The 22921-nt window shown below is 72.2% G+C and carries 26 protein-coding genes; 17 read left to right on the top strand and 9 right to left on the bottom strand.

The window, feature by feature from the left end:
- The first annotated feature begins 1 nt into the window (after position 1).
- From leuC to CFI00_RS15840, 3 genes are all read left to right on the top strand, one after another.
- On the top strand, positions 2 to 1414 hold the full coding sequence (gene leuC, locus CFI00_RS15850) for a 3-isopropylmalate dehydratase large subunit (protein WP_207082042.1): 1413 nt from the start codon (positions 2 to 4) through the stop codon (positions 1412 to 1414).
- Between the two features lie 2 nt (positions 1415 to 1416).
- Positions 1417 to 2016: a 3-isopropylmalate dehydratase small subunit gene (gene leuD, locus CFI00_RS15845; protein ID WP_207082041.1), complete on the top strand. Its 600-nt coding sequence runs from the start codon at positions 1417 to 1419 to the stop codon at positions 2014 to 2016.
- A 116-nt stretch (positions 2017 to 2132) separates the two neighbouring features.
- The gene (locus tag CFI00_RS15840; protein ID WP_207082040.1) at positions 2133 to 2837 is read left to right on the top strand and encodes an HU family DNA-binding protein; all 705 of its coding nucleotides are present in this window, start codon (positions 2133 to 2135) and stop codon (positions 2835 to 2837) included.
- Positions 2838 to 2870: 33 nt separating this feature from the next.
- Here CFI00_RS15840 and cofC read toward each other — a convergent pair whose 3' ends face one another.
- A complete protein-coding gene (cofC, locus tag CFI00_RS15835; protein WP_207082039.1) occupies positions 2871 to 3545 on the bottom strand; it encodes a 2-phospho-L-lactate guanylyltransferase in 675 nt (224 codons plus the stop codon).
- A gap of 120 nt (positions 3546 to 3665) precedes the next feature.
- Here cofC and CFI00_RS15830 point away from each other — a divergent pair, with 120 nt between their 5' ends.
- The gene (locus CFI00_RS15830; protein WP_207082038.1) at positions 3666 to 4442 is read left to right on the top strand and encodes a lysophospholipid acyltransferase family protein; all 777 of its coding nucleotides are present in this window, start codon (positions 3666 to 3668) and stop codon (positions 4440 to 4442) included.
- Positions 4439 to 5440, top strand: a complete 1002-nt coding sequence (locus CFI00_RS15825; RefSeq protein ID WP_207082037.1) for an NAD(P)H-dependent glycerol-3-phosphate dehydrogenase — start codon at positions 4439 to 4441, stop codon at positions 5438 to 5440. Before CFI00_RS15830 ends, CFI00_RS15825 begins: the two co-directional genes overlap by 4 nt.
- Positions 5441 to 5468: 28 nt before the next feature.
- On the opposite strand, the gene CFI00_RS15820 is transcribed toward CFI00_RS15825, so the two are convergent.
- The 3 genes from CFI00_RS15820 to CFI00_RS15810 are packed head-to-tail and all read right to left on the bottom strand — an operon-like array spanning position 5469 to position 7760.
- Positions 5469 to 6080, bottom strand: a complete 612-nt coding sequence (locus tag CFI00_RS15820) for a hypothetical protein (protein WP_207082036.1) — start codon at positions 6078 to 6080, stop codon at positions 5469 to 5471.
- Entirely contained in the window at positions 6077 to 6634 is a 558-nt protein-coding gene (locus tag CFI00_RS15815; protein WP_207082035.1) for an RNA polymerase sigma factor, read from the bottom strand. The genes CFI00_RS15820 and CFI00_RS15815 overlap by 4 nt, the downstream gene beginning before the upstream one ends.
- A 52-nt stretch (positions 6635 to 6686) precedes the next feature.
- Positions 6687 to 7760, bottom strand: coding sequence for a PLP-dependent transferase (locus tag CFI00_RS15810; protein WP_207082034.1), 1074 nt, complete (start codon positions 7758 to 7760; stop codon positions 6687 to 6689).
- A 32-nt stretch (positions 7761 to 7792) separates the two neighbouring features.
- On the opposite strand from CFI00_RS15810, the gene CFI00_RS15805 reads away from it, so the two are divergent.
- Entirely contained in the window at positions 7793 to 8926 is a 1134-nt protein-coding gene (locus tag CFI00_RS15805) for a D-alanine--D-alanine ligase family protein (protein ID WP_207082033.1), read from the top strand.
- A 10-nt stretch (positions 8927 to 8936) separates the two neighbouring features.
- On the opposite strand, the gene CFI00_RS15800 is transcribed toward CFI00_RS15805, so the two are convergent.
- Both CFI00_RS15800 and CFI00_RS15795 read right to left on the bottom strand, forming a co-directional pair.
- Positions 8937 to 9443 carry a DUF3515 domain-containing protein gene (locus tag CFI00_RS15800; protein ID WP_207082032.1) on the bottom strand — a complete coding sequence of 169 codons (507 nt, stop codon included), beginning with the start codon at positions 9441 to 9443 and terminating at the stop codon, positions 8937 to 8939.
- Positions 9444 to 9463: 20 nt separating this feature from the next.
- A complete protein-coding gene (locus CFI00_RS15795) occupies positions 9464 to 9700 on the bottom strand; it encodes an Lrp/AsnC ligand binding domain-containing protein (protein WP_091196254.1) in 237 nt (78 codons plus the stop codon).
- A gap of 116 nt (positions 9701 to 9816) precedes the next feature.
- Here CFI00_RS15795 and CFI00_RS15790 point away from each other — a divergent pair, with 116 nt between their 5' ends.
- On the top strand, positions 9817 to 10767 hold the full coding sequence (locus CFI00_RS15790; protein ID WP_207082031.1) for a thiamine-phosphate kinase: 951 nt from the start codon (positions 9817 to 9819) through the stop codon (positions 10765 to 10767).
- A gap of 172 nt (positions 10768 to 10939) precedes the next feature.
- On the opposite strand, the gene rpmB is transcribed toward CFI00_RS15790, so the two are convergent.
- Positions 10940 to 11125, bottom strand: a complete 186-nt coding sequence (gene rpmB, locus CFI00_RS15785) for a 50S ribosomal protein L28 (protein ID WP_056602600.1) — start codon at positions 11123 to 11125, stop codon at positions 10940 to 10942.
- Between the two features lie 242 nt (positions 11126 to 11367).
- On the opposite strand from rpmB, the gene CFI00_RS15780 reads away from it, so the two are divergent.
- The 10 genes from CFI00_RS15780 (at position 11368) to CFI00_RS15735 (ending at position 20446) form a co-directional block, all read left to right on the top strand.
- A complete protein-coding gene (locus CFI00_RS15780; RefSeq protein ID WP_207082030.1) occupies positions 11368 to 13026 on the top strand; it encodes a DAK2 domain-containing protein in 1659 nt (552 codons plus the stop codon).
- A 9-nt stretch (positions 13027 to 13035) separates the two neighbouring features.
- Positions 13036 to 15243 (top strand): ATP-dependent DNA helicase RecG, encoded by a 2208-nt coding sequence (locus CFI00_RS15775; RefSeq protein WP_207082029.1) that lies wholly within the window; start codon positions 13036 to 13038, stop codon positions 15241 to 15243.
- A 10-nt stretch (positions 15244 to 15253) separates the two neighbouring features.
- The gene (gene rsmD, locus CFI00_RS15770; RefSeq protein WP_207082028.1) at positions 15254 to 15823 is read left to right on the top strand and encodes a 16S rRNA (guanine(966)-N(2))-methyltransferase RsmD; all 570 of its coding nucleotides are present in this window, start codon (positions 15254 to 15256) and stop codon (positions 15821 to 15823) included.
- Positions 15824 to 15854: 31 nt separating this feature from the next.
- Complete coding sequence (gene coaD / locus CFI00_RS15765) at positions 15855 to 16340, top strand: pantetheine-phosphate adenylyltransferase (protein WP_207082027.1); 486 nt, start codon at positions 15855 to 15857, stop codon at positions 16338 to 16340.
- A gap of 88 nt (positions 16341 to 16428) precedes the next feature.
- Positions 16429 to 17016, top strand: a complete 588-nt coding sequence (locus tag CFI00_RS15760; RefSeq protein ID WP_207082026.1) for a YceD family protein — start codon at positions 16429 to 16431, stop codon at positions 17014 to 17016.
- Positions 17017 to 17082: 66 nt separating this feature from the next.
- Positions 17083 to 17268 (top strand): 50S ribosomal protein L32, encoded by a 186-nt coding sequence (gene rpmF, locus CFI00_RS15755; protein ID WP_207082025.1) that lies wholly within the window; start codon positions 17083 to 17085, stop codon positions 17266 to 17268.
- Complete coding sequence (gene rnc, locus CFI00_RS15750) at positions 17265 to 17996, top strand: ribonuclease III (protein WP_347401903.1); 732 nt, start codon at positions 17265 to 17267, stop codon at positions 17994 to 17996. The genes rpmF and rnc overlap by 4 nt, the downstream gene beginning before the upstream one ends.
- Positions 17997 to 17999: 3 nt before the next feature.
- Positions 18000 to 18857, top strand: a complete 858-nt coding sequence (gene mutM / locus CFI00_RS15745) for a bifunctional DNA-formamidopyrimidine glycosylase/DNA-(apurinic or apyrimidinic site) lyase (RefSeq protein ID WP_207082023.1) — start codon at positions 18000 to 18002, stop codon at positions 18855 to 18857.
- Positions 18858 to 18957: 100 nt separating this feature from the next.
- Positions 18958 to 19152: a hypothetical protein gene (locus CFI00_RS15740; protein ID WP_207082022.1), complete on the top strand. Its 195-nt coding sequence runs from the start codon at positions 18958 to 18960 to the stop codon at positions 19150 to 19152.
- Between the two features lie 49 nt (positions 19153 to 19201).
- Positions 19202 to 20446 (top strand): MFS transporter, encoded by a 1245-nt coding sequence (locus tag CFI00_RS15735; RefSeq protein ID WP_207082021.1) that lies wholly within the window; start codon positions 19202 to 19204, stop codon positions 20444 to 20446.
- Between the two features lie 14 nt (positions 20447 to 20460).
- Here CFI00_RS15735 and CFI00_RS15730 read toward each other — a convergent pair whose 3' ends face one another.
- Both CFI00_RS15730 and CFI00_RS15725 read right to left on the bottom strand, forming a co-directional pair.
- Positions 20461 to 21618 (bottom strand): methyltransferase domain-containing protein, encoded by a 1158-nt coding sequence (locus CFI00_RS15730; protein WP_207082020.1) that lies wholly within the window; start codon positions 21616 to 21618, stop codon positions 20461 to 20463.
- A gap of 9 nt (positions 21619 to 21627) precedes the next feature.
- Positions 21628 to 22872, bottom strand: coding sequence for a methyltransferase domain-containing protein (locus CFI00_RS15725; protein ID WP_207082019.1), 1245 nt, complete (start codon positions 22870 to 22872; stop codon positions 21628 to 21630).
- Positions 22873 to 22921: the final 49 nt, after the last annotated feature.

Raw genomic sequence — 22921 nt, 5'->3', positions numbered from 1 at the left:
CATGGGCAAGACCCTGTCCGAGAAGGTCTGGGACGAGCACGTCGTCCGGAGCGCCCCGGGAGAGCCCGACCTGCTCTACATCGACCTCCACCTCCTCCACGAAGTGACCTCGCCGCAGGCCTTCGACGGCCTGCGCCTCGCCGACCGCACGGTCCGCCGCCCCGACCTGACGCTGGCGACCGAGGACCACAACGTCCCTACGGTCGACTGGGACAAGCCGATCGCCGACCCGGTGAGCCGTACGCAGGTCGAGACGCTGCGCAAGAACTGTGCCGACTTCGGTGTCCGCCTCCACCCGCTCGGCGACGTCGAGCAGGGCATCGTGCACGTCGTCGGTCCGCAGCTCGGCCTGACGCAGCCCGGGATGACGATCGTGTGCGGTGACTCGCACACCTCCACGCACGGCGCCTTCGGTGCGATCGCCTTCGGCATCGGCACCTCCGAGGTCGAGCACGTGCTCGCCACCCAGACGCTGACGCAGGCCCGCCCGAAGACGATGGCCGTCACGATCAACGGCAGCCTGCCCGAGGGCGTCACCGCCAAGGACATGGTGCTCACCCTCATCACGCACACCGGCACCGGCGGGGGCCAGGGCTACATCGTGGAGTACCGAGGCCAGGCCATCGAGGAGCTCTCCATGGAGGGCCGGATGACCGTGTGCAACATGTCGATCGAGTGGGGCGCCAAGGCCGGGCTCATCGCGCCTGACCAGACGACCTTCGACTACATCGAGGGCAAGCCCGAGGCCCCGAAGGGTGCCGACTGGGACGCTGCCGTCGCTCACTGGAAGACCCTGCGCACCGACGACGACGCAGTCTTCGATCGTGAGATCGAGCTCGACGCGTCCACGATGACGCCGTTCGTCACGTGGGGCACCAACCCCGGCCAGGGTGCGCCGCTGGGCGCCACCATCCCGAGCCCCGACGACTTCGACGAGCCCAACGACAAGGTCGCGACCGAGAAGGCCCTGCACTACATGGGTCTCGAGGCCGGCACGCCGCTGCGCGAGGTCAAGGTCGACACCGTCTTCGTCGGCTCCTGCACCAACGGCCGCATCGAGGACCTGCGCCTGGCGGCGTCGATCCTCGAGGGTCGCCACGTCGCCGACGACACCCGCCTGCTGGTGGTGCCGGGCTCGGTGCGCGTACGCCTCCAGGCCGAGGCCGAGGGACTCGACCAGGTCTTCCTCGCAGCGGGCGCGGAGTGGCGCGGGGCCGGCTGCTCGATGTGCCTGGGCATGAACCCCGACCAGCTCGCCCCGGGCGAGCGCAGCGCATCGACGTCGAACCGCAACTTCGAGGGACGGCAGGGCAAGGGCGGTCGTACGCACCTGGTGTCCGTGCCCGTCGCCGCCGCCACCGCCGTGCGCGGCACCCTCTCGTCGCCCGCCGACCTCACGCCGATCGGAGCCTGACCATGGACAAGTTCACCACCCACACCGGCGTCGGCGTCCCGCTGAAGCGCAGCAACGTCGACACCGACCAGATCATCCCCGCGGTCTACCTCAAGCGCGTGACCCGCACCGGCTTCGAGGACGGGCTGTTCGCCGCCTGGCGCAACGACCCCGACTTCGTGCTCAACGACCCCACCTACGCCAGTGGCTCCGTGCTGGTCGCGGGTCCCGACTTCGGCACCGGCAGCTCGCGCGAGCACGCCGTGTGGGCGCTGCAGAACTACGGCTTCCGGGCCGTCATCTCCTCGCGCTTCGCCGACATCTTCCGCGGCAACTCCGGCAAGGCCGGCCTGGTCGCCGCGCAGGTCGACGAGAAGGTCGTGCAGCGCCTGTGGGACTGGCTCGAGGACAACCCGGGCGGAGAGATCACCGTCGACCTGGAGAGCCGTACGGTCCGCGCCGGCGCGGGTGAGGACGCCGTCGAGGACTCCTTCGACATCGACGACTACACCCGCTGGCGGCTGCTGGAGGGGCTCGACGACATCGGGATCACCCTCGGCCACGACACCGACATCGCCGACTTCGAGGCGTCGCGACCGAGCTGGAAGCCCGTCACTGCCTGAAAAAGCCCCACAAACAGGGGCGATGGTGATTGTCCTCACCCTCCCATGTGCCTAGCGTGCCTTGCAGAAGGTCGAGCACGAGCTCGGCTTCGGAGGTTCATTGGGAAGGGAAGCTAGTGAACAAGTCAGAGCTCATCGACGCGCTCGCCGCGCGTTACGAGGGGAACCGCAAGCAGGCGGCCCACGCACTGGAGTCGGTGCTCGACACCATCACCCGTGAGGTGGCCAAGGGCGAGAAGGTCGCCATCACCGGCTTCGGCTCGTTCGAGAAGGCCGTGCGCAACGCGCGCTGGGTCCGCAACCCGCAGACCGGCGAGCGGATGAAGTCCAAGAAGAAGGCCGTGCCGAAGTTCTCCGCAGGCAAGGAGCTCAAGGACGTCGTCGCCGGTGCGAAGAAGCTGCCGAAGCTGACGGCCGCCACCATGCCCAGGCCGCCGGCCAGCGTGCGTGCGGCTGCTGCCGCCGTCACCGGTGCCGCGACCAAGAAGTCGGCGCCGGCGAAGAAGGCCGCCCCGGCCACGAAGACGACCGCCACGAAGGCGCCCGCCAAGAAGGCGACGCCGGCGAAGAAGACGACGCCGGCCAAGAAGACCGCTGCCAAGAAGACCCCGGCCACCAAGGCGTCGGCGTCGAAGGCCACCACGGCGAAGAAGGCGACGCCGGCCAAGAAGACGACGACTGCTTCCACGTCGGCCACGAAGAAGGCGACCCCGGCCAAGAAGACGGCTGCGAAGTCGACGGCTGCCAAGGCTCCGGCCAAGAAGGCGGCCCCGGCCAAGAAGACCGCGGCGAAGAAGGCGACCCCGGCGAAGAAGGCCTGACGCCCCAGCACTCCTGGACCGCGACGAGGCGGGTCACCCCGACGGGGTGGCCCGCCTCCCGCTTGCCCGGGTGGTGTGCGGGCCCACGCCCCCGGCGAGGACGGCGCCGAGGTCGACCAGGTCGTCGACGTCGGCGCGCAGGCTGCGCGCGGCCGCACCCACCTCGATCGCGCCCGAGGCCGCGTGGCGCGCCGCGGACTCGACGCCGAACTGCGGTGCGAAGTGCGCGGCAGGAGCGGCGTACGTCGTGGTGCCCGTGCCGGCGCGGTCCCTCACGAAGGCGGCGTGACCGGCATCCACCTGCGCCACCACGTCCTGCAGGACCGCGGCGAGCTCGGCGGAGCGCAGGCCCGGGAGGTCGGCGCACAGCGCGACCGGGACCGCGCCCGGCCAGCGGCGTACGACCTCCGCGACGGCCTGGACGAGGGCCTCGTTGAGGTCCTCGCTGGCCCCGTCGGGCATCACCTCGGCGCCGAGGGCGCGCATGGGCGCGGCCAGGCGGAAGTCGTCGGTGACCACGAGCACCTGCGCGACGCCGGGGGTCGCGACGGCGGCCTGCACGGTGTCGAGCGCGAACGCCTCGGCCAGCTGTCGGCGCTGCTCGTCGTCGAGCCCCACGAGGCGGGACTTGCCGTGCGCCGGCGGCTTGACGGGTACGACGACCACGCAGCGCGGCGTGTCGGCATCGGTCGGCAGGGAGCTGGACATCACGTCGAATCCTGCCACCCGGGACCAGCGTGCCGCTGGGGTCGCGGGAGGCAGGTGACCGAGTAGCCTGCTGGCGACGCAGGGAGCGTCCGGGCGAGGCTCGTGGTGCGGGAGGTGACGGTGCGCGTCAGGAAGCTGGAACAGCCGCGCGGCTGGGCGATCACCTTCGCGGCCTCGATCCTCAAGCCGACCCTGCTGACCGCCACGTCGCGCACCTGGATCGACGGCGAGAAGATCCCTGCCACCGGCGGGTGCATCATCGCCCTCAACCACATCTCCCACGTCGACCCGCTGCTGTCCGCGCACTTCGTCTACGACCACGGACGGGTGCCGCGCTACCTCGCCAAGTCGGGGCTCTTCCGGAACAGGTACCTCGGCGGCCTGCTCACCGCCGCCGGGCAGATCCCGGTCGAGCGGCTGACGCGCAACGCGGTGGGTGCCTACGACGCCGCCGTCCGCGCGATCGGCGAGGGCGAGTGCATCGTCATCTATCCCGAAGGGACGCTGACCCGCGACCCGCACCTGTGGCCGATGAAGGGCAAGACCGGCGCCGCGCGCATCGCGCTGGCCACGGGCTGTCCGGTGATCCCCGTCGGCCAGTGGGGCGCGCACGAGGTCCTGCCTCCCTACACCAAGCGCCCGCACCTCGTGCCGCGCAAGAACATCGTGATGAAGGCCGGCGACCCGGTGCAGCTCGACGACCTGGTCGCCGGGCCGCACTCGCCGGAGACCACGGCGCAGGCCACCGAGCGCATCATGGCGGCGATCACCGCCGTCGTGGCCGACCTCCGTGGCGAGACACCCCCGACCGACCGGTTCGACCCGCGCCGCAGCGGCGTACGCGAGACCGGCAACCCGTACGACCCCCACCGGACGAAGAGGAAGCACACCCGATGACGAAGATCGCAGTGTTCAGTGCCGGATCGTGGGGCACCGCCTTCTCGCTGGTCCTCGCCGATGCCGGCAACGACGTGTCCCTGTGGGCGCGCCGTGACGAGGTGGTCGAGGCGGTCAACGAGCGCCGGGAGAACACCGACTACCTCCCCGGGATCGAGCTGCCGCCGTCGATCCGTGCGTCGACCGACCCCGAGGAGGTCGCCGCCGACGCCGACGTCGTCGTGCTCACCGTGCCGTCGCAGTCGCTGCGGGAGAACCTCAGCGCGTGGGCGCCGATCCTGCCCGAGAAGGCGACGCTGGTGTCCTTGATGAAGGGCGTCGAGCTCGGGACCCTGATGCGGATGAGCGAGGTGATCCAGGAGGTCACCGACGCCTCCGCGAACCGCATCGCGGTGATCAGCGGACCCAACCTCGCCCGCGAGATCGCGCGCCGTGAGCCGGCCGCGTCCGTCGTGGCCTGCGTCGACGAGGAGCGCGCCAAGCACCTCCAGGCGATCACGCACGGCCCGTCGTGGCGGCCCTACACCTCAGTCGACGTGCTCGGGTGCGAGATCGGCGGCGCCTACAAGAACGTCGTCGGTCTCGCGGTCGGCATGGCCGTCGGGCTGGGCTTCGGCGACAACACCACCGCCTCCGTGATCACCCGCGGGCTCGCCGAGACCGCCCGCCTCGCCACCGCGCAGGGCGCCAATCCGCTGACCCTGATGGGCCTGGCCGGGCTCGGCGACCTCGTCGCCACCTGCTCCTCGCCGCTCTCGCGCAACCGCACCTTCGGCGAGCGCCTCGGTCAGGGGATGACGACCGAGGAGATCTACGCCTCCACCCGCCAGGTCGCCGAGGGCGCCAAGTCCTGCAAGTCGCTGCTCGCGCTGGCCGACAGCGTCGGCGTCGACGCGCCGATCGCGCAGGCCGTCGACGCGGTCGTGGACGGCCGGATGACCGCGCTCGACATGATGAACTCCTTCATCGCGCGCGACACCAAGCCCGAGCTGCACTGAGCGTGTGACGCCCAGCCGGGTGGCAGCCTCAGCCAGCCGACGGCACCACCTCGCACGGCCGCACCTCCCCGGCCGCGACCTCCGCGGAAACCGACGATCGGGTGCCCTCGATGACCAGCTGGCCCTCACGATCGCTGACGTCCGCGAGCTCGTCCCGTGTCATCGCCTCCACCGAGAGCACCATCACGAAGGTCTCGCCGTCACGGACCGCGCCGGGCGCCAGGGTCACGCGCACGAGGTCCTCGCCGATCGACAGCGACAGGCCGACCTCTCGATCGACCTCGGCGAATCGGCCGGACGCGCACTCCTGCAGGTGCGACAGGTACGTGATGTCCGCAGCGACACCGCGCTCCTGGAGCGCCTGCTCGAGACCCGCGGCGTCCTCGGGACGGTTCACCTCGACCACGATCTCCCCGGCGTTGCCCTCCTGCACGGAATAGGCCCTCGTCGTGCCCAGCCCGGGCGCGAGGACGACGCCGACGACGGCTGCCGCGGCGGCGCCTGCCGCGACTGCCAGGCCCCGACGACGCGTACGTCCGGGAGCCGGGGTGTCGACCACCGCGACCTCACGGCGCAGCTCGGCCAGCAGGCGTGACTCGAAGGGGTCGAGATCGGACGGGGGAGTGGTCTGCGTGCTCATGCGATCACCTCGAAGGGGCTCGGAAGGACGTCCTGGAGCTGTTTGCGCGCCCGGTGGTAGCGAACGCGGGCGTTGCCGGCCGAGATGCCGAGCGCACAGGCGGCCTCGGTGAGGTTGAGCCCGTCGATGGCGACGAGCTCGACGACCGCGCGCTGGTTGTCCGGAAGTGCCTCGAGCGAGCGGTAGAGCTCGCGTGCCAGGCGCTCACCGTCGATGCGGTCCGAGAGGAGCTCGGCGGAGTGTTCGTCGAGCAGGGCGCGACCGCTGATGCGGGCGTGCGCGCGGCCCTCGCGGGCACGGCGACGATGGTGGCCGGCGACGACGTTGCGGGAGATCCCCGCCAGCCATGCCGTAGGACTGCCGTCGTCAGGCCGGTAGCCGGCCGCACCGTCGATGACCGCGAGGAAGACGTCGGCCGTCAGGTCCGCCGCGGTGTGGGGGTCGTCGACGCGACGCGCCACGAATCGGCGCACCCACGGGAGGTGCTGGCGGTAGAACGCCTCGAGGGCGTCAGGGTCGCGGCCGATGATGGCGACGTCGGGCGGTGGCTCCATGCCCGTTCTTCGCCTCATGGAGCCGAAGCGTTACACAGAGGTCACGGCTGCCTCAGCCGACGCACCCGTCGAGCGCGTCGCGCAGGTCGTCCCAGAGGTCCTCGACGTCCTCGACGCCGACCGACAGGCGCACCAGTCCCTCGGGGATGGTCGCGGCCTCGGCCTTCCAGCGCCGGCGGCGCTCGAGCGTCGACTCGACCCCGCCGAGAGAGGTGGCGTGCACCCACAGGCGGGTCTTGCGGCAGAGCAGGTCGGCCGCCATCTCGCCCTGCGCTAGCACGATGCTCACGATGCCGCCGAAGCCCGGGTAGCGGACCTCCGACAGCGCGGGGTGCTCGCCGAGCCGGCGTACGAGCTCCTCGGCGTTGGACTGGGCACGCTCGACACGCAGGTGCAGCGTGCGCAGACCGCGCAGCGTCAGCCACGCCTCGAACGGCCCCGGGACCGCACCGACCAGGTCGCGGCGTCCCTTGAGCACCGTCCAGAGGTCGTCGTCGCCGGTGACGATCGCACCCATCTGCACGTCGGAGTGGCCGGCGAGGTACTTCGTCGCGGAGTGCACGACGAGGTCGACGCCGTGCTCGAGCGGACGCTGGAGCAGGGGAGTGGCGAAGGTGTTGTCCACCACGACGTAGGCGCCGGCCTCGTGGGCGGCGGCCGTGATGGTCGCGATGTCAGCCACCTCGAGCGCCGGGTTGGTGGGCGACTCCAGCCAGACGAGGGCGGCGTCGGCGCAGGCGGCGACGACGGCCTCGGTGTCGGTGATGTCGACCAGCTCGGCGCGCAGCCGCCCGCGCGACTCGAGGTCGCCGAGCTGCATGATCGTGCCGGTGTAGGCGTGCCGCGGCACGACGACCTTGCCGTCCGCGCCGACGAGGTCGAGCACCGTCGCCACGGCCGCAAGGCCGGAGGCGAAGGTCAGGCAGCGGCCACCCTCGAGCGCGCCGAGCGCGTCCTCCAGGGCGGTCCAGGTCGGGTTGCCGTAGCGGCCGTACTCCACCTCGCCGCCCGCGACGTAGGTCGCGGCCATGGTGATCGGGGTGTTGAGCGGAGCGTCGGGCGCCTTCTCGGGGCGCCCGGCCGTGACGGCGATGGTGGCGGGCCGGTGCTGCGGGTCGTGAGCCATGGCAGCAAGCGTAGGTGGATAGGGTCGTGCCGATGAACGACACCTCCTCGCACACGACCGGTCGCAAGCCCCGGGTCGCCGTCGTCTTCGGCGGCCGCTCCTCCGAGCACGGCATCTCGTGCGTCACCGCGGGGAGCGTGCTGGCCGCGATCGACCGCGAGGCGTACGACGTGGTGCCGGTCGGCATCGCCGCCGACGGGCGGTGGGTGCTCGAGGTCGACGAGCCCGGCAGGCTCGCGATCCGCGGCAGCGACCTGCCCGCCGTCGACGGCGCACGCTCACCCGTCGCGCTGATGGGCGCCACCACCGGCACCGACCTCGTGGTCACGGATCCGGCCAGCGTGCCGTCGGTCATCGGCGAGGTCGACGTCGTCTTCCCGCTGCTGCACGGTCCCTGGGGCGAGGACGGCACCCTGCAGGGGATGCTGGAGATGGCGGGTGTGCGCTACGTCGGCTCCGGCGTGCTGGCCTCCGCGGTCGGCATGGACAAGGCCTACATGAAGGTCGTGCTCCAGTCCGCCGGGCTCCCGGTGACGCCCGGCATCGTCGTGACCCGCTCGGAGTGGGAGCAGGACCCCGTCGGCTGCCGCTCGCGGATCGAGGACCTGGGCTTCCCCTCCTTCGCCAAGCCTGCCCGCGCCGGTTCGAGCATGGGCATCAGCAAGCTCCACGACGCCGGCGAGGTCGAGGCGGCGCTGGAGGAGGCGTTCCGCCACGACCCGAAGGTGCTCGTCGAGCAGTCGATGGAGGGCGGGCGCGAGGTGGAGTGCGGCGTGCTCGGCACGTTCGAGGGCCCGCCGGAGACGTCGCGGCCCGGCGAGGTCCGCACGGGCGGCGACCACGAGTTCTACGACTTCGAGGCCAAGTACCTCCCTGACCAGCTCACCGAGATCGACATCCCGGCCGCGCTCCCCGCCGAGACCGAGCAGGAGCTGCGGGCGATGGCCGTGCGCGCCTTCGAGGCGCTCTCCTGCGAGGGCCTGGCCCGCGTGGACTTCTTCGTGATGCCCGACGGCTCGTTGGTGATCAACGAGCTCAACACGATGCCCGGCTTCACGCCGACGTCGATGTACCCCCAGCTCTGGGCGGCGACGGGGATGTCCTACCCCGAGCTCGTCGACCGGCTGCTGCAGCTCGCGTTGCGGCGGGACACCGGCCTGCGCTGACGCGCCGGGGCTAGAGGCAAGGCACGCCTTCGTCCAGGTGCTCCTCCAGGAGCGGCGCGAGCTCGGCGAGGGCACGGTCGATGCCCTCGGTGCGGTAGTCGGCAGGAACCCGCACCTCGACGTAGGGCGTACGGGTCAGCGCGATCGGTGTCGCGTCCTCGGACAGGTCGCTGAGCTGGTCGTCGGTGACGTACCACCCCACGCCCGCGATGACGCTGCACTCGGCGGTCGGCTCGTAGTCGTCGGGCTCCGGGACACCGCACGTGAGGACGTACGCCGGATCGCCCCACGCCGCACCCGGCCCGCCGTCGGGCTCGACCTCGGTCTGCGTCTGGCCGGCGAGGGTGTCGGGCAGGTCCGCGACGAGCGCTTCGCACGCTGCCCGGTCGGCAGCGGAGAGGTCGTGCTGCTCGATGCTGACCGCCCCGGGACTGCAGGCCGCCAGGGCGAGGCAGGCGGCCGCGGACGCGACGACGCCCCGGCCCGTGGAGGGGCCGAGGCGTCGGCGAGGGTGCACGTGGTTCGTGTCGGTGCGGATCAGATGTGGACGACCGGGCAGGTCAGGGTGCGGGTGATGCCGTCGAGGTTCTGCACCTTCGACACCACCAGCTTGCCCAGCTCGTCGACGTTCTTCGCCTCGGCGCGGACGATCACGTCGTAGGGACCGGTGACGTCCTCAGCAAGCGTGACGCCGCTGACCTGCGCGATGGCCTTGGCCACCTCGGCGGCCTTGCCGACGTCGGTCTGGATCAGGATGTAGGCCTGGACGACCATCGTGGACTCCTCGGTCTCGTTCAGCGGGTGTGTCGGGGTCAACCTACCGCGCGGCGCGGGCGGGCCGACAGGGGATGGGTGACTGTGATCACCGCGCTGTCTGGTGGGATGGAGCCATGGCCCTCACTCCGGACGCGACCCTCGGCGAGGCAGGTGAGTTCGGCCTGATCTCCGAGCTCGTGAAGATCTTCGAGGGCGACGAGCACGTGCTGGTCGGACCGGGCGACGACGCCGCCGTCCTGCGCATCAAGCACGGCCACGTGGTGGTGTCGACGGACCTGGTCGTCGAGGGTCGCCACTTCCGCCGCGACTGGGCCAGCGCCGCCGACGTCGGCCACCGCGCCGCGGCCCAGAACCTCTCCGACATCAACGCCATGGGCGGCACCGCGCGCCACCTCACGATCGGTCTGGCCGCCCCTGCAGACCTGCCCGTGGCGTGGGCGCTCGACTTCGCCCGGGGCTTCGCCGAGGAGTGCGCGAGCGTCGGCGCCACCGTGGTCGGCGGCGACCTCACCCGCGCCGACCAGTTGGTGATCGCGGTGACCGTGCTGGGGCAGTGCACCCAGGCGCCCGTGCTCCGCTCCGGTGCCCAGCCGGGCGACGTCCTCGCCCTTGTCGGTCGGCAGGGCTGGGCCGCCGGTGGCCTGGCCGTCCTCGGGCGCGGGTTCCGCTCGCCGCGGGTGCTCGTCGAGGCCTACCGCCGCCCCGAGCCGCCGTACGCCGCCGGCAAGCAGGCCGCCGAGGCCGGCGCGACCTCCCTCATCGACATCTCCGACGGACTCGTCGCCGAGGCCGGTCACCTGGCGGAGTCGAGCGGCGTGGCCATCGACGTACGCACCGACGCCTTCGCGATCCCCGAGCCGCTCCAGGCGGTCGGCGCCGCGCTGGGCGCGGACCCGATGCAGTTCATCCTCGGCGGGGGAGACGACCATGCACTTCTCGCGACCTTCCCCGACACGGCGGCCGTGCCGGGCGGCTGGCAGGTCGTCGGCGACGTGCGCGAGGGCGAGGGCGTGACGGTCGACGGCGCGGCGTACGACGGGCCCACCGGCTGGACCCACTTCTGAGCTCGTTGAGGGATCCCCGGCTGACCGGGGATCGCTGAGGTTGTCGGCCCTTGCACGGCCTGACAACCTCAGGAAGAGCCGGTCAGCCGGGGATCACGAAACAGGACTGACTCCCCACACGCACAAGACCCCCGCCGCAGCGCGACGGGGGTCTTGCAGAAGTCTGGTCAGGTCAGCGGGAGACCTTGCCGGCCTTGAGGCAGCCGGTGCAGACGTTGAGGCGCTTGGGCGTGCCGTTCACGGTCGCCCGGACGCGCTGGATGTTGGGGTTGAAGCGACGCTTCGTGATCTTGCGCGACCAGGGACGGTTGTTTCCGAAGCCCGGCTTCTTGGCGCAGATGTCGCAGACGGCAGCCACCGTGCACTCCGATCCGTTCGAGGTTTGATAGAGAGATCCACAGCCTGCACACCGCCAGGTGGCAGCAACAGGCAACCGCAGAAGAGTAGCCGAGGACCGTCCGGGGGAGGAAATCGCAGGCACGGTCGGACAGGGGCACTACCCTGTGGCGCGCGACACATGGTCGCACCAGCCAGGCCCAGCACACCAGACACGACCGACCCGCACGGCGGCCGGAGCACACCCGGGAGCACACCGACTCGATGGAGCCAGTCACCCACGGCATCACCCTCGACGCGGTCGCCCGGTTCGTCGACATCGCCACCGACGCGCTGTCCTCGGCGCGCGAGGAGATCGACGCGCTCAACGTCTACCCCGTGCCCGACGGTGACACCGGCACCAACATGTTCCTCACCGTCTCCGCGGCCCGCGACGAGCTGCGCGCCGCCCGTGCAGCCGATCCCGACCTGGCTCTCGAGGCGGGCATGGCGCTCCTGGCGCGCGCCGCGCTGATGGGGGCGCGCGGCAACTCGGGCGTGATCCTCAGCCAGATGCTCCGCGGCTACGTCACCCACCTCGCCGCCGCGGGGCTGGAGGACCGTCGCGCCCGGACCGTCGCCGCGGCGATGGCCGCGGCCACCGACGCCAGCTACGCCGCGGTCGGCGTGCCGGTCGAGGGCACCATCCTCACCGTCGCCCGCGCCGCGTCCGACGCCGCGCTGGCCGTCGCCGAACGTTCGGGCGCCCGAGCCCGCGACGTCTTCACCGCGGCTGCGGCAGCGGCCCGCACCGCTCTTGCGCGTACGCCGGAGCAGCTGGCCGTGCTGGCCCAGGCGGGCGTCGTCGACGCGGGGGGCCGCGGCCTCACGGTCGTGCTCGACGCGGTCGAGACCACCGCGACCGGTCGCCGACCGATGCCGTGGACCACGCCCATCGGCACCCACCTCATCCCCGTCGCAGCCCCTGCCGTGCCCGGCGACGACCTCACCGAGGACGGCCCCGGCTACGAGGTGATGTACCTCCTCGACGTCGGCGTGGACGTCGAGGACGAGCGCATCGGCGAGCTGCGCCGCGCCCTGGCGGGCCTGGGTGACAGCCTCGTCGTGGTCGGCGGCGACGGGTTGTGGAACGTCCACGTCCACGTCGACGACGTCGGTGCCGCGATCGAGGCCGGGATCAGCGCCGGCCGCCCGCACCGGATCCGCGTCACCCACTTCGCCGAGCAGGTGGCCGCCGCACGCCAGCGCACGTCGGACCGCGCCGGGCGCAGGGTCGTCGCCGTGGCGGCCGGCCCCGGCCTGGCCGAGCTCTTCGAGTCAGCGGGTGCGGTCGTGGTCGAGGGCGGGCCGGGCCAGCGTCCCTCGACCGGGCAGCTGCTCGAGGCCATCACCGGGTGCGGTGCTGCGGAGGTCGTCGTGCTGCCCAACGACAGCGACACCGTCCGTGCCGCGGAGATCGCCGCGCGCACCGCCGAGGCCGAGCACGACATCTCCGTGGAGGTGATCTCCACCCAGGCGCAGGTGCAGGGCCTGGCCGCGATCTCCGTGCACGAGCCCGGGCGCGCGTTCGACGCCGACGTCCGGGAGATGACCGCGACCGCCCGCCACGCGCGCCACGGCGCGGTCACCGTCGCCGCGCGCCAGGCCATCACGATGGCCGGCCCGTGCGAGCCCGGTGACGCGCTCGGCGTGGTGGCCGGTGACTTCGCCGTCGTCGGCTCCGACCTCGAGGTGGTGGCCGACGAGGTCCTCGAGCGGCTGCTCGCCGGTGGCGGCGAGCTGGTCACGATCGTCTCCGGCGAGGGTGGGGTCGAGCTCGCTGCGGCCGTCGCGGCCCATGTCGAGGAGCGCCACCCCCACGTCGACGTCGCCGTCCACCACGGAGGCCAGCCCCGCTACCCGCTGCTCGTCAGCGTCGAGTGAGCGCCGTCCATGGTCGCCATCACGCCGGACAGCCCGATCGGGGCGGTCTTCGGCAGCTCGCACAAGAAGCGCAAGCTCGCCGAGGAGGGCCTCGGCCTGCGCACGGTCGGTGACCTGCTGCGCCACTTCCCGCGCCGCTACGTCGCCGCCACCGAGCTCTCCGAGGTCGCCACCCCGGTCGTCGGCGAGCAGCTCACCATCGTGGGGGAGGTGCGCTCGTGCTCCAGCGCCCCGTTCAGCGCCGGCAACCGTCGCCAGTGGCGTACGACGATCCGCCTGCGCACCGACGGCCCCGACTTCTCGGTGACGCTGTTCAGCCCCTACAAGAACCTCGCGGACCGGCACGAGGCCGAGTTCGGGTGGGGGAGCAGGGCGCTGTTCACCGGCAAGGCCAAGCAGTTCCGCGGCAGCTGGCAGCTCGAGCAGGCCCACGGCTTCGCCCTCGACGGTGACGAGGGGGCGATGCTCAGCAAGCTGATCCCGGTCTACCCGCTCACCGCGAAGCTCTACACGTGGGACCTCCAGAAGGTCATCGCCGCCACCCTCGACCTGGTCACCGGTGTGCCCGACGTCTTCACCCCCGAGCTCCGGGAGCGCTTCGAGCTGCTGACGGTGATGCAGGCACTCCGGTGGATCCACGGTCCCGACGACTGGAGCCAGCTCGGAGCGGCGCAGAAGCGGTTCCGCTTCGAGGAGGCGCTGGTGCTCCAGCTGGTGCTTGCGCGGCGCCGCGCCGCGCACCGCGAACAAGGTGCCCGCTCGCGCGCCGGTCGGCCCGACGGGCTGCTGGCGGCCTTCGACGCACGGCTGCCGTTCGAGCTCACCGGGGGACAGCGTGAGATCGGCGAGGTGGTCGCCGGCGAGCTGGCCCGCGACCACCCGATGAACCGTCTGCTCCAGGGCGAGGTCGGCTCCGGCAAGACGTTGGTGGCGCTGCGCGCGATGCTCCAGGTCGTCGACTCCGGCGGTCAGGCGGCGCTGCTCGCCCCGACCGAGGTCCTGGCCCAGCAGCACCACCGCTCCATCTCCGCGATGCTCGGCGACCTCGCGCAGGGCGGGATGCTCGGTGGGGCCGCCGAGGCCACCTCCGTCGTGCTGCTCACCGGCTCGATGGGTCGCGCGGCCCGCCAGGAGGCGATGCTGCGGATCGTGACGGGCGAGGCCGGGATCGTCATCGGCACCCACGCACTGCTGCAGGACACCGTGGAGTTCGCCGACCTCGGTCTGGTCGTGGTCGACGAGCAGCACCGCTTCGGCGTGGAGCAGCGGGCCGCCCTGACCGACAAGGCCGGCACCCCGCCGCACGTGCTGGTCATGACGGCGACGCCGATCCCGCGCACGGTCGCGATGACCGTCTTCGGCGACCTCGAGACCTCGGTGCTGGCCGAGCTGCCTGCGGGACGCGCCCCCATCCAGACCAACGTGGTCCCGCTCGCCGACCAGCCGACCTGGATCGACCGCGTCTGGCAACGCGTGCGCGAGGAGGTCGAGCAGGGCCACCAGGTCTACGTCGTGTGCCCGCGCATCTCCGGCGACGCGGGCGAGGAGGGGGAGCGCGACCAGCTCGACCTCGACGAGGACGGCGCCGAGATCGCGCCGAAGCGCTCGCTGGCCGCGGTCGAGGAGGTGCACGCGGAGCTCGCGGAGGGGCCGCTCGCGGGGCTGCGCAGCGCCGTGCTCCACGGCCGACTGGCCCCCGACGACAAGGACCGCACGATGCGCGCCTTCGCCGCGGGCCAGGTCGACGTGCTCGTCTCCACGACCGTCATCGAGGTCGGCGTCGACGTGCACAACGCCACCACGATGGTGCTCCTCGACGCCGACCGCTTCGGCGTCTCCCAGCTGCACCAGCTGCGCGGTCGCGTCGGCCGCGGCGGCCTGCCGGGGCTGTGCCTGCTGGTCTCCCACGCCGAGCTCGGCTCGCCCGCACGCGACCGGCTCGACGCCGTCGCGTCCACCACCGACGGCTTCGAGCTGAGCCGGGTCGACCTCGAGCAGCGGCGCGAGGGCGACGTGCTCGGCGCCAGCCAGTCCGGCTTCCGCTCAGGGCTCGTCTCCTTGCGCGTCCTGCGCGACGAGAAGACGATCGTGCGTGCCCGCGAGGCCGCGGAGGCGCTACTCTCCGAAGATCCTGCGCTGGCGCAGGCGCCCGACATCGCCGACGCCGTCGCCGAGGTCGAGCGCTCGGCGGCGTCGGAGTTCATGGAGAAGGGCTGAGCACGGGCAGATGACTCGCATCATCGGGGGAACGGCCGGCGGTCGGCGTCTGGAGACGCCCCGCGGCCAGACGACGCGACCCACGAGCGACCGGGTGCGCGAGGCGCTGTTCTCGGCCGTCGAGTCGCGCACCGGCTCCCTCGACGGGCTGCGGTTCCTCGACCTCTACGCCGGCTCCGGGGCCGTCGGCCTCGAGGCGTGGTCGCGCGGCGCGGGCGTGGTGACGATGGTCGAGCAGGACCGGCGCACGGCCGCCCTCATCACCCGCAACGCCGCCACGCTCGGCTTCTCCCGGGCCCGGGTGATCGCCGGCACGGTCGCCACGGTGCTCTCCTCGCCGCCGGCAGCCCCCTACGACGTGGTCTTCTCCGACCCGCCCTACCCGATGCCCGACGTCGACGTGACCGCCGACCTCACCGCGCTCGTCGCCCACGGGTGGCTCGTCCCCGGCGCCCTCGTGATCGTCGAGCGGGCCGCGAAGCGCAGCAAGGTCACGTGGCCGGACGGGATCGAGGAGGACCGTGCGAAGCGCTACGGCGAGACCGCGCTTTGGTACGGTCACGCCATCCCGGCGCCCTGACCGGGACCGTTCCACGACGGGAAGGACGCCTGTGCGTCGCGCTGTCTGCCCCGGGTCCTTCGACCCGGTGACCAACGGCCACCTCGACATCATCGGGCGGGCCGCCCGACTGTTCGACGAGGTCGTGGTCGCGATCGGCGTCAACATGAGCAAGAACCGCCTCTTCACCCCCGACGAGCGCATCGCGATGCTCGAGGAGGCCACCTCGTCGATCGCCAACGTCCGGGTCGCCGGCTTCGACGGCCTGATCGTGGACTTCTGCCGCGAGAGCGACGCTGTCGCGATCGTCAAGGGCCTGCGTGGCGCCGTCGACTACGAGTACGAGCTCCCGATGGCCCAGATGAACTCACACCTCACCGACGTCGAGACAGTCTTCCTCCCCGGTGCGGTCGGCAACGCGTTCGTGTCCTCCAGCCTGATCAAGGAGGTCGCGGCGCTGGGTGGCGACGTACGCGGCCTGGTGCCCGAGCCGGTCCGCGAGCAGCTGGTGCGCCGGCTGGCCGAGCGCCGGGGATGAGCGACCCGTCCCCCACCCGTTTTGCCCCGCCACACCGTGACGGATACGATTCTCCGGTTGTGTCTGTGTCCAGTAGTGGGAGTTCGTCTTGACCAGCCTGGACCCGAGGGCGCCGCTCGTGCTTGACACCCGCGAGCTCGGCCGCCGCCCGGGGTCCCAGCGTGAAGTCGAGCTGACAGTGCCGGCGCCGGCAGAACTTGGCATCGAAGTCCTCTCTGTCCCCGAAGGATCGCCGGTCGACCTCGACCTGCGCCTGGAGGCGGTCATGGAGGGCGTGCTGCTCACGGGCACGGCCACGGCCACGCTCGCGGGGGAGTGCGTACGGTGCCTGGAGCCGATCGAGGACGAGATCCACGCGCGGCTGCAGGAGCTCTACGTCTACCCCGACCAGCACGACAGGGCCACGGAGCACGACGACCGTGACCTCGACGACGAGACCAGCCGGCTCGAGGACGACATGGTCGACCTCGAGCCCCTGCTGCGGGACGCGGTGGTGCTCGCACTGCCGTTCCAGCCGCTGTGCTCCGAGGACTGCCCCGGACTGTGCACCGAGTGTGGTGCGCGGCTCGCGGACGACCCGGACCACTCGCACGACGCACCGATCGACCCGCGCTGGGCGGGGCTGCAGGACCTCCAGCAGGACACCGAGCACGACCCCCAGCACGACCAGGACTGACTCCGTCCGGGAATCCCCGGACGGAGACGCAAGGCCAAGCAAGCCGACGTAAGTAGGAGACACACCATGGCTGTTCCGAAGCGGAAGATGTCGCGCAGCAACACGCGTCACCGCCGTTCGCAGTGGAAGGCCGTCGCGCCTGCCCTCGCGACCTGCGCCAACCCCGCCTGCGGTGCCAAGCACCTCCCGCACCGTGCGTGCGGCCAGTGCGGCCAGTACGGCGCCAAGGCCGACCGTCGCCAGGTCCTCTGACCACCGACGAGCTCCGCGCAGCGCTCGGTGATCCGGTCCTGGATCCCGAGCTGCTGCAGCGTGCCCTGACGCACCGCTCGTTCGCCTACGAGAACGGGCAGATCCCGACCAACGAGCGCCTGGAGTTCCTCGGGGACTCCGTGCTCGGGATCGTGGTCACCGAGACGCTCTACCGCGCCCACCCGGACTTCTCCGAGGGCCGGCTGGCCAAGCTGCGGGCCGCGGTCGTCAACGCCCGCGCCCTGGCCGACGTCGCGCGGGAGATCGGCCTCGGCCAGCACATCATGCTGGGCCGCGGCGAGGAGACCACCGGCGGTCGCGACAAGGCCTCGATCCTGTCCGACACCGTCGAGGCGGTGATCGGCGCGATCCACCTCAGCGGCGGCATCGACGAGGCCGCCAAGGTCGTCCACCGGCTCTTCGACCCGGTGATGGAGGCTGCCGCGTCCATGGGCGCCGGTCTCGACTGGAAGACCTCCCTGCAGGAGCTGTCGGCCGACCTGGGCCTCGGCGTCCCGGAATACCTCATCGAGGACGACGGCCCCGACCACATGAAGACCTTCGTCGCGCGCGTCCGCGTCGGCGAGCAGGTCCTCGGCAACGGCAACGGCCGCTCCAAGAAGGAGGCCGAGCAGGGCGCCGCCGAGACGGCCTACCGCGAGATCGAGGCCGCCCGCCCGGTCGCGGAGGCCGACACGACGGTGGACGTCACCACCGCCGACGCCTGAGACGTGCCCGAGCTCCCCGAGGTCGAGGTCGTCCGCGCCGGCCTCGAGCGCCACGTCGTCGGCGCCACGATCGGGGCTGTCGAGGTGCTGCACCCGCGGCCCGTGCGTCGTGACCACCGCGGCTCCACCGGCTTCGTCGCCGCCCTCGTGGGCCGCCGCATCGAGGCGGTCCGGCGCCGCGGCAAGTACTTCTGGATCGCGCTGGACAACGGTGACGCGCTCCTCGGCCACCTCGGCATGAGCGGGCAGATGCTCCTCCACGAGCCGGGCGCCCCCGACGAGCGGCACCTGCGGGTGCGCTTCACCCTCGCGACCCCCGAGGCACGCCCGCTGGAGATGCGCTTCGTCGACCAGCGGATGTTCGGGGGCCTCGCCGTCTCCGCCGGCGGCGCCGAGCTCCCGACCGAGATCGTGCACATCGCCCGCGACCCGATCGACCCCGACTTCGACGACGCCGAGTTCGTGCGCCGCGCGCGACGGCGTACGTCCGCGATCAAGCGGCTCCTCCTCGACCAGGGGCTCATCTCCGGCGTCGGCAACATCTACGCCGACGAGGCGCTGTGGCGCGCCCGGCTGCACGGCGAGCGGCCGGGTGACCGGCTCACCGGGCCGGTGCTGCGCGAGCTGCTCGGCCACGTCCGTGACGTGATGGGGGAGGCGCTCGCCCAGGGCGGCACGTCCTTCGACGCGCTCTACGTCAACGTCAACGGGGAGTCCGGCTACTTCGACCGCTCGCTCGACGCCTACGGCCAGGAGGGCGAGCCGTGCCGGCGCTGCGGGACCCCGATCCGACGGGTGGCGTTCATGAACCGCTCGTCCTACTTCTGCCCGCGCTGCCAGCGGCCGCCACGCACTCGCTGACGGGCCGCCGACCCCGGCGTTGACCCGCCGCGACAGTGGTGGGACTCTGGTAGACGGCCGGATGTCGCGGCCGTCGAGACCGGTCGTGGAAAGGCTCCCCATGGCGAAGGCGCTGTTGGGCCATGTGAACAGTGATGCGCGGACCACCTCGGTCCTCGCGGTGGAGAACCGGCGCCTGCGCCGGCGCGTCGAGGACCTCGAGTCGCTGGTGCTGCGACTCCAGGCCGACAACGACCGCCTCGCCGCGGCCGTGCGCGATGACCGCCTGGCTGCCGAGGACCTGCAGCCGGTCTGAGAAAACCCGCGTGCGCGCGTCCGGTGGGGCGCCGTAGGCTCCGGCGCTTGTGAGCAGGCTCGGCGAGACGATCATCCCGGCACGTCTCGGACCCCGTTTCCGCTGGCTGCTCGTGTCGTCGTGGACGACCAACATCGGCGACGGCATCGCCATGGCGGCCGGTCCGCTGCTGGTGGCCTCGCAGACCGACGACGCGCGCCTGGTGGCGCTGGCAGGGCTGCTGCGCGGGCTGCCCTGGTTGCTCGTCGGGCTGTACGCCGGAGCGCTGGCCGACCGGCTCGACCGGCGTACGGTCGTGGTGGTGGCCAACGCGGTCCGCAGCGTCGTGCTGGCGCTGCTGTGCGGCTCGATCGCCACCGGGCACGTGTCGATCGGCGTGGTGCTGGTCGCCGTGTTCGCCCTGGGCATGGCCGAGGTGTTCGCCGACTCGACGTCGAGCACCCTCACCCCGATGTTCGTCGACAAGCCCGACCTCGGCATCGCCAACTCGCGCATGCAGGCCGGCTTCCTCACCGCCAACCAGCTGGTGGGACCACCCGTCGGCGCCTTCCTGTTCGCCGCCGGGATGGCGTGGCCGTTCGTCACCCAGCTGGTGTGCGTGGTGCTGGGCGTGGTGCTGGTCGCGCGGATCGGCTCCACGCGCGAGCAGGTGCCGGCGTCGGTCGACACCCACGTGCGGCAGGACATCGTCGAGGGCATCCGCTGGCTCTGGGCCCACGCGGCCATCCGGACCCTGGCGATCGTGATCCTGACCTTCAACATCACCTGGGGCGCAGCGTGGTCGATCCTCGTGCTCTGGTCGCTGGACCGGGTCGGGATGGGCGAGGTGGGGTTCGGCCTGCTGACCACCGCGTCGGCGCTCGGGGGGATCGTCGGCACGGCCTGCTACGGCTGGCTCGAGCGCCGCTTCGACCTCGCGGTGCTGATGAAGACCTGCCTGCTCCTCGAGGTGCTGATGCACCTCGCGCTCGCCCTCACCACGGCGCCGTGGCTGGCGCTGCTCATCATGTTCGGCTTCGGCGCCTACGCCTTCGTGTGGCTCAACGTCTCCCAGGTCGTGCGCCAGCGGGCGGTGCCGACCGAGTTCCAGGGCCGCGTGGGCTCGGTCTACCTCATCTTCGTCTTCGGCGGGATGGTGATCGGGCAGGGCATCGGCGGCCTCATCGCCGAGCAGTGGGGCCTGGCCGCGCCCTTCTGGTTCGCCTTCGTCGGCTCGGGGATCACCCTGGCGCTGGTCTGGTCGCGGCTGTCGAGCATCGCGCACGCCGACGAGACCCCCGCCGAGATCGCCTGAGGCGGCAGGACCGGTCAGCGTCGCGGGAGCAGCCGGCGCAGTCGCCGCCGCACGCGACGGCCGAGCCGGGAGCGGTCCTCCTCGAGGAGACCGGCGAGCAGCGCGGCGCGCGCCCTGGCACGATCGCGCTGCTCGCGCGCGCGGTCGCGCTGGACCCGTGCGCGGTCGCGGGCTCCGGTGACGGCGGCGAGGCTTCGTTCGGCACGCGCCAGTCGGCGCTCGAGCACCGCCTGGCGCTCGAGGAGCTGGGCCTCGCGCACCTGGTGCGGCCAGGTTCGCTCCTCCTCCGGCAGCGACGCACGGATCTCGCCGAGGCGCGCGAGTGCGTCGGTCACGTGCTCGTCCCGATCGGCGGTGCGGGGGATGCGGCGGAGCGTCACGTAGAACTCGTGGTGGCCGTACGGCGTGGCGGTGACGCGCTCGACCGCGAAGTCGACCAGCCCGAGCTCGACGAGGTCGACGAAGACGTCGACGAAGCGGACCGGCGTCAGGGGCCAGACGTGGCAGTCGACGTACTCGCCCCGTTGCTGCCGCTCGACCAGGGACCTGACGCGCGGCATCGGGTTGACCCGTTCCTCCGGTGGCCATGCCCCTGCCCACGCCGGCGCGGCCGGGAACGGCACGGCCGTGCGGGCATAGTCGTAGACCGCGCGGTAGGACGGGATGCGGTCCTGGTCGAGGTGCGCCTGCACGATCTGGCCCACCGTGGCAGCGGGACGGAGCGCGTCGAAGCTGAAGCGGAGGTCGGGGACGGCGAGCAGGAGGTCGCCCCCGTCGACGAGGACCTCGGCCACGTCGCGCAACCACCCGACCATGTCGGGCACGTGCTCGATCACGTGGCTCGCCACCACGTGGTGGAAGGGCGCGTCGGTGGCCACAGTCTCGGCGAGGGTGGCCACTGTCCCGTCGTCGCGCGTGAGCCAGTGGTCGATCTCGGGGATGAGGTCGGTGTCCACGGTCGGGTCGGACCCGTAGTGGGCCACCAGCCCGGCGCGGTCCACGACGTCGACGTAGCGCACGTCGGCCATCGCCCGCGTCACGAACGGCGAGGCCAGGGGCCCGATCTCCAGGGTGCGGCCAGCCTCGAGGTCGACGTCACCCAGGATCAGCTCCCGCCGCATCTCCAGCACCTGGTCCGTGGCCGCCTGCTCGGGACCGTCGCGTTCCCCCATGCCGAGATCCTAGGGAAGTCGACGCGCCACGGCCCGGGACAGTCGCGACGCGAGCCGCGCTCGTTCTCGACGGAGCTGGCCCGTCAGCCGCTCGGCTCGCGCCCTCGCGCGGTCACGCTCGCGGGTCGCCTGCCGTCCTTGCTCTCGCCACCGGTCACGCTGTGCGCGCGCCAGGTCGCGCTCCTCCCGGGCGCGGTTGCGCTGCTCCCACGCCCGGTCGCGGGCCGCTCGCAGGCTGTCTCGCTCCTCGCCGGTGCGAGCGAGCTCGGCCTCGAGCTCGCCGAGCTGCCGCTCGAGGTCGAGCCGCTGCTCCACGAGCCGCCCCTCGCGGACCTGCTGGGGCCAGGTGCGGACCTCGTCGGGGAGGGAGTCGCGGACCCGTGACAGGTGCCGCAGGGCACTCGTCACCATCTCGTCCCGTGCCCCGTCGCGGGGGAACCGTCGCAAGGTCGCGTAGAACTCGTGGTGCCCGTGGGGCGTGGCGGTGACGCGTTCGACCGCGAGGTCGATCAACCCGAGCTCGAGGAGGTCGGCGAAGATGTCGACGAAGCGAACCGGTGTCATCGGCCACACGTGGCAGTCGACGTACTCGCCCCGGCGCTGGCGCTCCACCATCGCACTGACCCGCGCCATCGGGTTGACCCGTTCCTCCGGCGGCCACGCGCCGTCCCAGGCCGACGCGGCAGGGAACGGCACCGCCGTGCGGGCGAAGTCGTAGACCGCGCGGATCGACGGGACCCGGTCGCCGTCCTGGTGGGCCTGGAGCACCTGCCCCACGGTCGCCCCCGGGCGGAGCGCGTCGAAGCAGAAGCGCAGGTCGGGCACGACCAGCACGAGCTCGCCGTCGTCGTCCAGCACGTCGGCCACGTCGTGCAGCCAGCCGATCATGTCCGGAACGTGCTCGATGACGTGGCTGGCGACCACGCGACGGAACGGGGCGCCCGCCGCCACGGCCTCGGCGAGGGTGCCGACGGTTCCGTCGTCGCGGGTGAGCCAGAAGTCGATCTCCGGGATGAGCTCGGTCCGGACCGAGGTGTCCTCGCGGTAGTAGGCGACCGTGCCCGCGCGGTCGCGGACGTCGACGTAGTACACCTCGCCCATGTCGCGCGTGAGGAGCGCAGCGTCCAGCGGGCCGATCTCGAGCGAGCGACCGGCAGTGAGGTCGGCACCGCCGAAGATCCTGGCGCGCCGCTCGGCCGTGGCCGGGTCGTGCCCTGGGTCTGGCATGGCGCTCTGGGCACCGGAGGCTCGCATGGGTGGATCGTAGGGACCATCGGCCGCCCGGGGGAGACACCGGCCGGAC

Source organism: Nocardioides sp. S5 (genome assembly GCF_017310035.1).
Lineage (GTDB): Bacteria > Actinomycetota > Actinomycetes > Propionibacteriales > Nocardioidaceae > Nocardioides.
This window is presented reverse-complemented; position numbering and strand designations above follow the sequence as displayed.